The 12432-nt window shown below is 58.6% G+C and carries 11 protein-coding genes; 8 read left to right on the top strand and 3 right to left on the bottom strand.

Translation table 11 applies throughout. The annotated features are described in order from the left end of the window. Positions 1-45: 45 nt before the first annotated feature. Together JQ845_RS00510 and nadA are read left to right on the top strand one after the other, a co-directional pair. The gene (locus tag JQ845_RS00510) at positions 46-732 is read left to right on the top strand and encodes a type 1 glutamine amidotransferase domain-containing protein (protein ID WP_003441320.1); all 687 of its coding nucleotides are present in this window, start codon (positions 46-48) and stop codon (positions 730-732) included. A 254-nt stretch (positions 733-986) separates the two neighbouring features. Continuing rightward, positions 987-2045, top strand: a complete 1059-nt coding sequence (gene nadA / locus JQ845_RS00505; RefSeq protein ID WP_003441323.1) for a quinolinate synthase NadA — start codon at positions 987-989, stop codon at positions 2043-2045. A gap of 125 nt (positions 2046-2170) precedes the next feature. Here the strand turns inward: nadA and JQ845_RS00500 are convergent, their stop codons facing one another. Next, the gene (locus JQ845_RS00500) at positions 2171-3601 is read right to left on the bottom strand and encodes a M48 family metalloprotease (protein ID WP_010655844.1); all 1431 of its coding nucleotides are present in this window, start codon (positions 3599-3601) and stop codon (positions 2171-2173) included. Positions 3602-3720: 119 nt separating this feature from the next. Here JQ845_RS00500 and JQ845_RS00495 point away from each other — a divergent pair, with 119 nt between their 5' ends. Continuing rightward, positions 3721-3960, top strand: coding sequence for a sulfurtransferase TusA family protein (locus tag JQ845_RS00495; protein ID WP_003441329.1), 240 nt, complete (start codon positions 3721-3723; stop codon positions 3958-3960). Positions 3961-3988: 28 nt separating this feature from the next. Further along, positions 3989-5059 (top strand): AI-2E family transporter, encoded by a 1071-nt coding sequence (locus tag JQ845_RS00490; RefSeq protein WP_003441333.1) that lies wholly within the window; start codon positions 3989-3991, stop codon positions 5057-5059. Between the two features lie 68 nt (positions 5060-5127). Here the strand turns inward: JQ845_RS00490 and acnB are convergent, their stop codons facing one another. Continuing rightward, positions 5128-7728: a bifunctional aconitate hydratase 2/2-methylisocitrate dehydratase gene (gene acnB, locus JQ845_RS00485; protein ID WP_003441336.1), complete on the bottom strand. Its 2601-nt coding sequence runs from the start codon at positions 7726-7728 to the stop codon at positions 5128-5130. A 405-nt stretch (positions 7729-8133) separates the two neighbouring features. Here acnB and JQ845_RS00480 point away from each other — a divergent pair, with 405 nt between their 5' ends. Further along, positions 8134-8601 (top strand): DUF1289 domain-containing protein, encoded by a 468-nt coding sequence (locus tag JQ845_RS00480; RefSeq protein ID WP_003441338.1) that lies wholly within the window; start codon positions 8134-8136, stop codon positions 8599-8601. A gap of 69 nt (positions 8602-8670) precedes the next feature. On the opposite strand, the gene JQ845_RS00475 is transcribed toward JQ845_RS00480, so the two are convergent. Next, a complete protein-coding gene (locus JQ845_RS00475) occupies positions 8671-9534 on the bottom strand; it encodes a universal stress protein (protein ID WP_003441340.1) in 864 nt (287 codons plus the stop codon). Between the two features lie 221 nt (positions 9535-9755). Here JQ845_RS00475 and JQ845_RS00470 point away from each other — a divergent pair, with 221 nt between their 5' ends. The 3 genes from JQ845_RS00470 (at position 9756) to JQ845_RS00460 (ending at position 12430) form a co-directional block, all read left to right on the top strand. Continuing rightward, on the top strand, positions 9756-10364 hold the full coding sequence (locus tag JQ845_RS00470; protein ID WP_003441343.1) for a MiaE family protein: 609 nt from the start codon (positions 9756-9758) through the stop codon (positions 10362-10364). Between the two features lie 126 nt (positions 10365-10490). Beyond that, on the top strand, positions 10491-10964 hold the full coding sequence (locus JQ845_RS00465; protein ID WP_003441345.1) for a MarR family winged helix-turn-helix transcriptional regulator: 474 nt from the start codon (positions 10491-10493) through the stop codon (positions 10962-10964). Further along, on the top strand, positions 10961-12430 hold the full coding sequence (locus tag JQ845_RS00460; RefSeq protein WP_203007932.1) for an efflux transporter outer membrane subunit: 1470 nt from the start codon (positions 10961-10963) through the stop codon (positions 12428-12430). The genes JQ845_RS00465 and JQ845_RS00460 overlap by 4 nt, the downstream gene beginning before the upstream one ends. The last annotated feature ends 2 nt before the right edge of the window (positions 12431-12432 follow it).

Genomic DNA, 12432 nt, shown 5'->3' with positions numbered 1-12432 from the left:
ACCCTGCAGCACCTATGGGTTGTCTCACTCAGCAGGAGGTTAACGATGAGCAAGAAAATTCTGGTGGTACTGACCAGTGTCGAAAAATACCCCGACCTCGATCGCGCCACAGGGTTGTGGCTGGGCGAGGCAGTGCATTTTGTGCACAAGGTAGAGGCCGCGGGGTATGCCGTTGACTATGTCAGTCCGCAGGGCGGTTACACGCCGATCGATCCCCACAGTCTGGCCAAGGACATGGCGTCGCAGATTGACTGGGAGTGGTATCACGACAAGGGCTTCATGAATCGCCTCGGGGCAACGCTCAAGCCGGACCAGGTCAACCCGGATGATTACGTCGCCATTTATTACACCGGCGGCCACGGGGTGATCTGGGACTATCCGGACAACCCGCAGTTGCAGGCGTTGAGTCGCCATATCTATGAGCGGGGCGGGGTGGTTTCGTCGGTTTGTCACGGTGCAGTGGGGCTGCTCAATATCCGACTGTCTGACGGCGAGTTGCTGATCAAGGGCAAAAAGCTCACCGGTTTTTCCAATGAAGAAGAGAAACTGGCAGGCCTGGCTGACGTTGTGCCGTATCTGACCGAGAGTGAGTTGATGAAGCGTGGCGCTCAGTATCTGAAGGCCGGCACGCCCTGGGCACCCTTTGCCATTGCCGACGGGCGGCTGATTACCGGGCAAAATCCTGCGTCCGGCGGTCCGGTGGCTGATCTGGTGCTGGCCGCCATCAAGTAACCCCGGCCGCTGCCAAACCTTGCGGTTGAGATAGCAGCCGTTTCAGACCGATGCCGGGCCGTCCGTCCGGCATCGCTTATCCGCCGCTCATGGCAACAATAAACTTTTGAATCCCAAGGATATTCTGTAGCCTTGTCGCGCTTCATTGCTTGTCCGTGCCTGATGACACACACATTCTCCCAGCGGGACTCGAAGGGTCCAGAGCTGGTGGTACACTCGACTTTCGCGCACTAGCGCTTGCAGGTCTTGCGAACATGACGCAAATTTCTGAACGACTTCTGGTTCAAGCCCACCTCGATGCCAGGCAGCCCAAGCCTTTGACCGAGGCTCAAGCACAGGGCCTGCGGGCACAGATCGCGGCTGAGCTTAAAGCCCGCGACGCGGTGTTGGTGGCGCATTTTTATTGTGATCCGGTCATTCAGGCCCTGGCCGAAGAAACCGGTGGTTGTGTGTCCGACTCCCTTGAGATGGCCCGTTTTGGTGCTGCCCATCCTGCCAAAACCATTCTGGTGGCCGGCGTGCGCTTTATGGGCGAGACAGCCAAAATCCTTACCCCGGAAAAACGCGTGCTGATGCCCACGCTGGAGGCGACCTGTTCGCTGGATCTGGGGTGCCCGGTTGAAGAGTTTTCGGCCTTTTGCGACAAGCATCCCGAGCGCACCGTGGTGGTTTATGCCAACACGTCGGCGGCAGTCAAGGCCCGGGCTGACTGGGTGGTGACCTCCAGCTGCGCACTGGAAATCGTCGAAAGCCTGATGGACAACGGCGAGACGATCATTTGGGGGCCGGACAAGCATCTCGGGCGTTACATCCAGCGCCAGACCGGAGCCGACATGTTGCTCTGGGACGGCGCTTGTATCGTCCATGAAGAGTTCAAGTCCAAGCAGCTGGAAGACATGAAGGCGCTGTATCCCGATGCGGCCATTCTGGTGCATCCGGAGTCACCGGAGTCGGTGATTGATCTGGCTGACGCGGTAGGTTCTACCAGTCAACTGATCGCGGCGGCGCAAAACCTGCCGAACAAAACCTTTATCGTGGCCACCGATCGCGGCATTTTTTACAAAATGCAGCAGCTGTGCCCGGACAAGGTGTTTATTGAAGCCCCTACCGCAGGTAACGGTGCCGCGTGCCGCAGTTGCGCTCACTGCCCGTGGATGGCGATGAACACCCTGGAGCGCACCCTTGAGTGCCTGCAGCAGGGGAGCAATGAGATCTTCGTCGATCCGGCGCTGGTGCCTCAGGCCATTCGTCCGCTTAAACGCATGCTGGATTTCACCCAGGCCGCGCGTTTGAAACTGGCGGGCAATGCCTGATAACGAATAAACAAATAAACAAACCGTAGGAGCGAGCTTGCTCGCGAGCTTTTCCCTATGTACCAACGAGGTGCTCGCGAGAATAGAGCTCGCGAGCAAGCTCGCTCCTACAGGGGGGGGGCGGGTTAGTTCATCATGTCCTTGAGCGCACGTTCCTGATCCATCAGCTCGCGCTTGCGGGCATCCAGGCGCGATGACAGCTGGAAGTTGTTGGTGAGCTTTTGTGCGAAATCCAGCTGTTGTATGGCCTGGCGGAAATCACCGACCAGAGCGAAATACTCGGCGCGGGCCTGATGCAGGCCAATGATGTTGCCCGATAACCCCCGGGTTTCGGCGACCGAGTACCACACATCCGGGTCATCCGGACGGCTCTTGAGCAATGCTTCCAGCGCCTTGTCGGCATCGGCCGGGCGGTTTTGCTTGAGCAACAGATCGACCCTGGCCTGATTGAGCGGGTAGTTGCCCGGATACAGGGTGCGCATTCGATCGACCCGTTGCTGGGCTTCCGCCAGGCGGTTGCTGTCGGTGTCCAGCTCAATCTGCGCCAGGTTGTATGTGATGTCGTTTGGTGCCTTGTCCAGCAGCGGCTTGAGGTTTTCTCGCGCTTCGTTGAACTGGCTGCCCTTGATCTGGGCTATTGCCAGGCCATAACGCGCCACATCGTTTTTCGGGTTTTCATCCAGTTGCTGGCGAAAGCGCTTGGCGGCAATACCCGGTGTTTCTTCGTAGTTGAGCTGCACGCGGGCGCGAATCAGCTGGTAGCGCAAACTGTCTTCGGTGCCACCGGCCCTTGCCTGTTCGGCGCGGTTACGGGTGTCGGCGATACGCGACTCGGTCACCGGGTGAGTCAGCAGGAATTCCGGCGGTTTGGCGTCAAAGCGGTACTGGCGCATCAGGCGTTCAAACATGGTCGGCATCGAGCGCGGGTCGTAGCCGGCTTTTTCCAGATTGAGGATGCCGATGCGGTCGGCCTCTTGTTCATTTTGTCGCGAGAAGCGGCGCTGTTCCTGTAACGCGGCAGCCTGGCTGCCGGCAATGGCGGCGATCCCGGCATCGCCTGCACCAGAGGCCGCGACGATGATCCCTGCGAGCAAGGCCGCCATCATCGGCAGCTGCATGCGCTGCTGGGCTTCTACGCCCCGGGCGAAGTGGCGTTGCGACAAGTGAGCCAGTTCGTGAGCCATCACCGAGGCATATTCACCTTCGGTTTGCGCGTTGAGGAACAGGCCGCCATTGACGCCGATGATCCCCCCGGGCGCGGCAAAGGCGTTGAGCTGCGGGCTGTCGATCAGAATGAATTCCAGACGCCGGTCTTGTACCTGGCTGGTTTCGACCAGTTTGTAGACGCTGGTTTCGACGTAGTCCTTGAGCTGCGGATCGTTGAGTTGCGCCACCTGGCCGCGCAGCATGCTCAGCCAGGCGCGACCCAGTTGGTATTCTTGTTGGGGGGAGACGATGGACGAACTGGCGTCACCCAGAGACGGTAAATCGTCGGCAAAACTCGGTGATGCGAGCAGGCAAGCGAGCGTCAATAGGGTCGGGCGCAGAAAAGTCATGCACAAAGCTCTGGTCGGTAAAGCGCTTACTGTAGCCGCACACGTGTCTGGCGACCAGTAGCGGGTCCGCTTGGGGTATTCTAACCGGCCGCAAAATGCCGACTCTGAAGGAGCACGTAATGACTGATGCGTTGGCGCATGATGCGCTGGTGGATGCCAGTGGCCTGAACTGCCCGTTGCCTCTGCTCAAGGCCAAGCTGGAGCTTAATCGCCTGGTCAGTGGTCAGACCCTCAAAGTGATCGCCACGGACGCCGGTTCGCAGCGAGATTTTCGGACCTTTGCACGTTTGGCAGGCCATGAACTGCTGCGTGAAGAGAATGATGCCGGCACCTATTGCTACTGGTTACGCAAGGCCTGAGATGCGGGCCTTCTTCTAAGGAATATCGATGTTCAAAGTGTTGCGTGATTGGGTTCAGCGCTATTTCTCTGATGAAGAGGCGGTGGTGCTGGCGGTGTTGCTGGTGCTGGCCTTTACCGCCGTGCTGACCTTGGGCGGCATGCTGGCGCCGGTACTGGCAGGCATGGTGCTGGCGTACCTGATGCAGGGGCTGGTGGTGGCTCTGGAGCGGCTGCGGGTGCCGGCTGCCGCAGCGGTCGGCCTGGTATTTGCGCTGTTCATGGGGCTACTGCTGGTGTTTATCGTAGTGGTGCTGCCGTTGCTCTGGCATCAGTTGATCACGCTGTTCAACGAGCTGCCGGGCATGCTGGCCAAGTGGCAGTCACTGTTGTTGCTGTTGCCGGAGCGCTATCCCCATCTGGTGTCGGATGAGCAAGTGCTGCAGGCCATTGAAGTCGCCCGCGGTGAAATCGGCAAATTCGGGCAACTGGCACTGACCTTTTCCCTGTCCAGTTTGCCGTTGTTGGTCAACATCATGATCTATCTGGTGCTGGTGCCGATTCTGGTGTTCTTCTTCCTTAAAGACCGGGCGCTGATCGGCCGTTGGGTGCGTGGTTATTTGCCTCGTGAGCGGGCGTTGATTACCCGTGTCGCACAAGAAATGAACCGCCAGATTGCCAATTACATTCGCGGCAAAGTCATCGAGATCATTATTTGCGGCGGTGTGACCTACATTGCATTTGTCACCATGGGCCTGAACTACGCGGCGCTGCTGGCGCTGTTGGTGGGCGTCTCGGTGGTGGTGCCGTATGTGGGGGCAGTGGTGGTGACGGTTCCGGTGCTGCTGATTGCGCTGTTTCAGTGGGGCTGGAGTGACCAGTTCATCTATCTGATGGCGGTCTACGGCATCATTCAGACCCTGGATGGCAATGTGCTGGTGCCCTTGCTGTTCTCCGAGGCAGTGAGCTTGCACCCGGTGGCAATCATTTGCGCGGTGCTGTTGTTTGGCGGGTTGTGGGGGTTCTGGGGGGTGTTCTTCGCGATACCGCTGGCGACCCTGTTCAAGGCCGTACTGGATGCCTGGCCGCGGGAGCAGCAAATCGTCGCACCACTGCTTTAGAGCTTTTATCCCGCACATAAAAAAGCCCCGGCTCACAAGAGCCGGGGCTTTTTCGTTACTGCATCAGCTTACGCTTGAATAACCGGGATATTGGCAGTGGCTGCCGCTTCACGGAATTCGGCGATCTGATCAAAGCTCAGGTAGCGGTACACGTCCGCCGCCATGGTGTTGATCTCTGCCGCGTAGACCATGTATTCCTCTACGGTAGGCAGGCGACCCAGGATCGAGGCTACCGACGCCAACTCGGCCGAGGCCAGGTAAACGTTCGCGCCGTCGCCCAGACGGTTCGGGAAGTTACGGGTCGAAGTCGATACCACGGTGGAGTTCGGTTCAACCCGTGCCTGGTTACCCATGCACAGCGAGCAACCTGGCATTTCCATGCGCGCGCCGGCTTTGCCGAAGATGCCGTAGTAGCCTTCTTCGGTCAGTTGGTGAGCGTCCATCTTGGTCGGCGGCGACAGCCACAGACGGGTTGGCAGCTGACCCTTGACCTTGTCCAGCAACTTGCCCGCAGCGCGGAAGTGGCCGATGTTGGTCATGCACGAACCGATGAACACTTCGTCGATTTTCTCGCCGGCAACGCTGGACAACAGGCGTGCATCATCCGGGTCGTTTGGCGCGCAGAGCACAGGCTCCTTGATATCAGCCAGATCGATTTCGATGACTTCAGCGTATTCGGCGTCAGCATCGGCTTCCATCAGCTCAGGGTTGGCAACCCAGGCTTCCATCGCTTGAGCACGACGCTCAAGGGTACGGGCGTCGCCGTAACCTTCACCGATCATCCAGCGCAGCAGGGTGATGTTGGAGTTCAGGTACTCGGTGATGGATTCTTTGGACAGCTTGATGGTGCAGCCAGCAGCCGAACGTTCTGCCGAGGCGTCGGACAGTTCGAACGCTTGCTCGATGCTCAGGTTGTCCAGGCCTTCGATTTCCAGGATGCGACCGGAGAATTCGTTGACCTTGCCTTTTTTCTCTACAGTCAGCAGACCCTTCTGGATAGCGACGTAAGGAATGGCATGAACCAGGTCACGCAGGGTGATGCCTGGCTGCATTTCGCCTTTGAAGCGAACCAGAATCGATTCCGGCATATCCAGTGGCATTACGCCAGTGGCTGCGGCAAAGGCCACCAGACCGGAACCGGCCGGGAACGAAATGCCCATCGGGAAACGGGTGTGGGAGTCGCCGCCAGTGCCGACGGTATCCGGCAGCAGCATACGGTTCAGCCAGCTGTGGATGATGCCGTCGCCCGGACGCAGGGAAACACCGCCGCGGGTCATCATGAAGTCTGGCAGGGTGTGGTGCGTGGTCACGTCGATCGGCTTTGGATAGGCCGCGGTGTGGCAGAACGATTGCATGACCAGATCGGCCGAGAAGCCCAGGCACGCCAGGTCTTTCAGTTCGTCACGGGTCATTGGACCGGTGGTGTCCTGAGAACCTACGGTGGTCATCTTCGGTTCGCAGTAAGTGCCCGGGCGAACGCCGGTCACGCCGCAAGCCTTGCCGACCATTTTTTGCGCCAGGGTGAAACCCTTGGTGCTTTCAACAGGCGCTTCCGGCTTTTTGAACAGGTCGGATGGACCCAGACCCAGTTCGGCGCGGGCCTTCTCGGTCAGGCCACGGCCGATGATCAACGGGATACGGCCGCCAGCGCGAACTTCGTCCAGCAGAACCGGGGTCTTCATTTCGAAGGTGGTGATGACTTCGTCGGTACCGTGTTTGCAAACCTTGCCGGCGTGCGGGTACAGGTCGATCACGTCGCCCATGTTGATGTTGCTGACATCGAATTCGATTGGCAGTGCGCCAGCATCTTCCATGGTGTTGTAGAAGATCGGAGCGATTTTGCTGCCGAAGCAGAAACCACCGGCACGCTTGTTCGGCACGTAAGGAACGTCGTCGCCGAAGAACCAGAGTACGGAGTTGGTTGCCGATTTACGCGAAGAACCGGTACCGACTACGTCGCCGACGTAAGCGATAGGGAAGCCGGCGTTACGCATTTCTTCAATTTGCTTCATCGGACCGATGGAGCCCTGCACGTCCGGCACGATGCCGTCGCGAGCCATTTTCAGCATGGCCAGGGCGTGCAGCGGGATATCTGGGCGTGACCAGGCGTCCGGTGCCGGCGACAGGTCATCGGTGTTGGTTTCGCCGGTAACCTTGAATACGCGCAGGCTGATTTTGTCAGCCAGGGTAGGGCGGTTCTTGAACCACTCGCCGTCAGCCCAGGACTGCACCACGGCTTTGGCGTGGACATTGCCGTTTTTGGCTTTTTCAGCGACGTCGTGGAAGGCGTCAAACATCAGCAGGGTGTGCTTGAGTTGCTCGGCGGCAACCGGTGCCAGCTCTGCATCGTCCAGCATCTCGACCAGAGTCACGATGTTGTAGCCGCCTTGCATGGTGCCGAGCAGTTCAACAGCGCGTTTTTTGTCGATCAGCGGGGAAGTCGCTTCACCTTTGGCGATGGCGGACAGGAAGCCGGCCTTCACGTAGGCGGCTTCGTCAACACCAGGTGGAATACGGTTGGTGATCAGGTCGACGAGGAATGCTTCTTCGCCTGCAGGCGGGTTTTTCAGCAGCTCGACCAGGCCTGCGGTTTGTTCGGCGTTAAGCGGCTGGGGAACGATACCCAGGGCTGCACGCTCTTCGATATGTTTGCGGTAGGCTTCAAGCACAGTTATTACCCTCATCATTGGTCCCAAATGGGTGTCCGGGACGCTCATCCAGGAATGCCGAGCACCCATGCGCTGCGGGGCTTTTTGAGCCGCTTAGCCAGAGTTCAAGGATTCCCAACAGAAGCTGTTTTCAAAGTTTTACGCCTTCCGAACGGGGAGGGTGATGAATGTTGATGCGGGCATTTGCAGTGCAAACACCCCACACCAACACCGTTCTTCGGGATCAACTGTGCTCGTGACGCTTTGAAAACAGCTTCTAACGGACATTGGCGCCTTAAAAGGCAGGCCGATTCTACGGTAAAAAATTGTTAAAGGTAAGTTAGCCCCTGAAGGTTGAGGGGTGATCTGCGTTAGACAAAGGGCTAACATGTGCACCTGTTTCGCTCTGCAGTGCTCTATTTCGCCATGTCCAATCAAACCATCAAGACTCCCTGCATCGGCCTCTGCTCTACGGTTTACGGCGACCTTGTGTGCCGCGGTTGCAAGCGTTTCCATCACGAAGTGATCAACTGGAACGGCTATGACGAACAGGCCAAACGTGCGGTCTGGCTACGTCTTGAGCAACTGTTGGTGCAGGTGATGACGGGCAAGGTGGAGGTTTTCGACCCGGCTGCGTTGCGCGCTCAGCTGGTGGCCCGCAAGATCCGTTTTGTGCCGCATCAGTCGGAATATTGCTGGGCCTACCAGTTGATTGCCCGGGGGGCGCGGGTGATCAATCAACTGGAGATGTACGGCATGGTGCTGTTGCCGGAGTTTCGCGACTGGGGTCTGCCCGAGTTGCGCGACGCCATTGATCGGGAATTCTTCCTGCTTTCCGAAGCGCACTACGAGCGCTATATCGCGCCCGGCTTTCTCAAGGATGCGATCTTGTAGGTGCTGGCCTGCCAGCGATGCAGCCATCGCCGGCAGGCTCCTGCAGTGGTGAGGTTGTAGCCATGAGGATCAGGCCTTGGCCGCTTTTTGCTCCAGGTGCTGGATGATGTCATCGGGCTTGAGCACCAGAATGTCGCATTCAAGCTTGTCGATCACCACTTCTGCGGTATTGCCGATCAGCGCCCCGGACAGTCCGGTACGGGCTACGGTGCCGATGACTGTTACCACGGCATCCAGCTTTTTGGCGACCTGTTGAATGATGATGTCCGCCGGCCCTTCATTGATGTGCAGGCGACTGTCGTCGATTTCGTACTGGTTCTGGAACTCTTTGCAGGCCGCTCTGTAGCTGGCTTCGTACTGGGTGTCCACGGGGTAGACCGCATCGACTGCTGCCAGCATGGGTGCTGGATGGGCGCTGACCACGTGCAGCTGGCCGTGGGCGAGGCTGGCGACACGAAAACCCTGGTCGATAATGGTTTTGTGCAAAACCATGTGTTCGTCATCGCTGCAGCCCACATCCACTGCCGCCAGCACCACGCCGCCGCTCCAGCTTCTGGCGTGTTTGACCATCAATACCGGGCACGGGCAATCGCGCAGCAATTTCCAGTCTTCCGGCGTGAGCAGCAGTTTTTTCAGCATGGAATCGGGAGCGTGCTGCTTGATCACCAGCGCACAACCCCTGGCTTGCTGCTCCTTGATGATGGTGGTGTGCTGGTTTTCGTACCAGGTCTGGTTGCTCGTTACGCTGTAAGCCTCGCTCGCCAGGCTGCTTTGCAACACGCTGAGCAAGGCTGAATGGTCATTTTCCTTATCGCAAATCAACAGGTGCAAGTGCGCCTTGGTGCTGTTGGCGATTTCCTTGGCACGCTTGAGGGAGAGGCTTTCCATCAATTGGGGTTCGATGACGACCAAAAGGCTGCGTATGGTTTGCATGACCGGTAGCTCCAAATGTTTTCAGGCGATTTGAAGTCACTATAGTTGCTCGTCAGTTGTAGCCGTGTTGATACATATCAAGTCGTGCGGCTGGTGCTGCGACGCGGGGCCCGTATAATCAGCGGCCCTCGCCTCAATCCAGTCTTTGTGAGCCACATGTCAGCGATTTTTCAAAACACTGCCGGTCTGCTGTGCACCCCCCCATGTTCGGGAGCGCGCCCGTGATTCTTCCAGAAATTCATGAGTTTTTGGGCTGTCGTACCCCTGACGGCTGGATTGCGGCTGCCCTGGCGGATCAGGAAACCTTGCTGATCGACCACAAGAATTGCGAGTTCAAGGCAGCCAGCACCGCGTTGAGCCTGATCGCCAAGTACCATTCCCACGTCGATCTGATCAACATGATGTCGCGTCTGGCCCGTGAAGAACTGGTTCACCACGAGCAAGTCATGCGCCTGATGAAAAAGCGCAAGATCGAACTGCGTCAGCTGTCGGCCGGGCGCTATGCCTCAGGGCTGCGCAAGGTAGTGCGCAATCACGAACCGGTGAAGCTGGTGGATACCCTGGTGGTGGGGGCCTTTATCGAAGCGCGCAGCTGTGAGCGATTCGAAGCCCTGGTGCCGCATCTGGATGAAGAGCTCGGCAAGTTCTACTTCGGTCTGCTCAAAAGCGAAGCGCGACACTTCCAGGGCTACTTGAAGCTCGCCTATCAATACGGCGATGCCAAGGATATTGCCCAGGTCATCGAACGGGTGCGGGCGGCCGAGCAGGAACTGATCGAGTCGCCGGATGTTGAGTTCCGTTTCCATAGCGGCGTGCCAGCCCAGGCATAAGCCTCCTCCCTGCGTCAGCGGCTACGCACATTTAGACAAGCAAATAGATAGCCGGCTAATAGTCGGCTTGACATTAGCTGCCTAGGCAGTAACATTTAGAAACATTACTGCCTGGGCAGCTTCCTGATGAAGCATTTCCATCCCGATACTTTTCAAAATTGCACCCTGGGTTTGCTCCTGGGGCGTACTGCCATGCTCAAAGACCGCATCATTGACCGCCACATGGAGCCTTTCGGCATCACCGCGGCGCAGTTCAAAGTGCTGATCATCATGGCCCAGTTCGACGTCGATACACCGGCTGAACTCTGCCGCCACCTGTCACTGGACAGCGGCTCGATGACTCGCATGCTTGATCGGCTGGAGCAAAAAAACCTGCTTATACGCCAGCGCTCCGAGGCTGACCGACGTCAGGTGCGACTGGTACTCACCGATGACGGGCAAGCACTGGCGGCCTTGCTACCGCAGGTTGGCGCCGATGCCATGAACCAGTTGGCGGCTGCTATCAGCCCGCAAGAGTTGCAGAGCCTGGAACAGATCCTCAAAAAAATACTGCTGGCGGCCGGTGATCCGATCACTGTCATGCGCTTGGGTGAAAAATGAGCAACAAAACGCTACGTACAGGCCTGAGCCTGGTATTTGTCTGCATGGCGTTGGCCGGTTGCGCCAGCTATAGCGGCCTGGGCACCGAGGGTGCCAGCCTTGAAGCCAAAAGCCTCAAGGCAGCGCAGACGCTCAAGGGTGTCAGCGTCACGCCTGCCGCCTGGCCGCAAAAGGACTGGTGGAAACGACTGGGCGACGGGCAGCTCGACGGCCTGATTCAGGAAGCATTGCGCGACAGCCCTGATATGCAGATTGCCAGTGCCCGGGCTCACCAGGCGAGCGCAGCGGCCGGTGCAGCCAATGCCGCACGCATGCCGACCCTGGATGTCGAGGCGGACGTTACGCGTTCGCGCCTGGCGCGTTCCCAGGATCCGAGCGGTCGCGGCGGTGTTTATGACACGGTGCGCGACGTCAATCTGACGTTCAATTACACCTTCGATCTGTGGGGCGGTCAGCGTGATGCCTGGGAGGCCGCTCTGGGCGAAGCCCGTGCCGCCGAGGTCGACGGCCAGGCCGCGAGCCTGACTCTGGCTGCTGATGTGGCGCGGGCTTACAGCAGCCTGGGGCATGCCTACAGCGTGCGTGATCTGGCCAATGACGATCTGGCGCGTACTCGCCAAATGCTCGACTTGAGCAAGCGGCGCCTGCAAGCCGGGATTGACAGTCACTATCAATACCAGCAAACCGAAAGCCTTGAAGCCAGCTCCCAGGAGCAGGTAATCAATGCCGAAAAACAACTCAAAAGCGCCCGAATTGCGTTGGCAGTGTTGTTGGGCAAGGGGCCTGACCGGGGCATCGAGATTGCCCGGCCGAAGATTCTGGCACCCGGTGCCGTGGCGTTGCCAAGCACTTTGCCCGCCGAGCTGCTGGGTCGTCGTCCCGATCTGGTCGCTGCCCGCTGGCGGGTAGAGGCTGCCAGCAAGAACATTGCCGCCGCCAAAACGCGTTTTTATCCCAACCTCAATTTGACTGCGGCGGCGGGTACCCAGTCGTTGCTGGGGGATGCGCTGTTCGGCTCGGCCAGCCGCTTCTTCAATATTGCACCTGCGGTTTCGCTGCCGATCTTTGATGGCGGGCGCCTGCGTGCCGGTCTGGATGCTGAAGACGCCAACTACGATCTGGCCGTGGCGCAGTACAACAAGACCCTGGTGGCGGCACTCGGTGATGTCAGCGATACCCTGGAGCAGCTAAAAGCCATGGGGCTGCAAATCGGCGCGCAGCAGCGTGCGGCGGATATTGCTCAAGAGTCCTACAACACCGGGTTGCAGCGCTATGAATCGGGCGTGGGCAATTACCTTGATGTCCTCAGCATTGAGCAACAACTGCTCCAGGCCCAGCGCCAGCTGGCGGACCTGAATGCTGAGCAGATCGATCTTTCGATTCAACTGATGCAAGCCCTGGGCGGTGGCTTTGAGCCCGGCAACACGGCTGCGGCCGTTCCCACTCAAGCCTCGCTGGCAGAATAAAT

Source organism: Pseudomonas paraversuta, assembly GCF_904063065.1.
GTDB lineage: Bacteria > Pseudomonadota > Gammaproteobacteria > Pseudomonadales > Pseudomonadaceae > Aquipseudomonas > Aquipseudomonas paraversuta.
Note: the sequence above shows the minus strand (reverse complement) of the source record. Positions and strands in the feature narration are given on the sequence as shown.

Coding starts and splice junctions, on each gene's coding strand:
- JQ845_RS00460 (WP_203007932.1), top strand. CDS start 10,961: ATGAGCAACAAAACGCTACGTACAGGCCTGAGCCTGGTATTTGTCTGC.
- JQ845_RS00510 (WP_003441320.1), top strand. CDS start 46: ATGAGCAAGAAAATTCTGGTGGTACTGACCAGTGTCGAAAAATACCCC.
- JQ845_RS00495 (WP_003441329.1), top strand. CDS start 3,721: ATGACTGATGCGTTGGCGCATGATGCGCTGGTGGATGCCAGTGGCCTG.
- JQ845_RS00500 (WP_010655844.1), bottom strand. CDS start 3,601: ATGACTTTTCTGCGCCCGACCCTATTGACGCTCGCTTGCCTGCTCGCA.
- JQ845_RS00480 (WP_003441338.1), top strand. CDS start 8,134: ATGTCCAATCAAACCATCAAGACTCCCTGCATCGGCCTCTGCTCTACG.
- JQ845_RS00475 (WP_003441340.1), bottom strand. CDS start 9,534: ATGCAAACCATACGCAGCCTTTTGGTCGTCATCGAACCCCAATTGATG.
- JQ845_RS00490 (WP_003441333.1), top strand. CDS start 3,989: ATGTTCAAAGTGTTGCGTGATTGGGTTCAGCGCTATTTCTCTGATGAA.
- nadA (WP_003441323.1), top strand. CDS start 987: ATGACGCAAATTTCTGAACGACTTCTGGTTCAAGCCCACCTCGATGCC.
- JQ845_RS00465 (WP_003441345.1), top strand. CDS start 10,491: ATGAAGCATTTCCATCCCGATACTTTTCAAAATTGCACCCTGGGTTTG.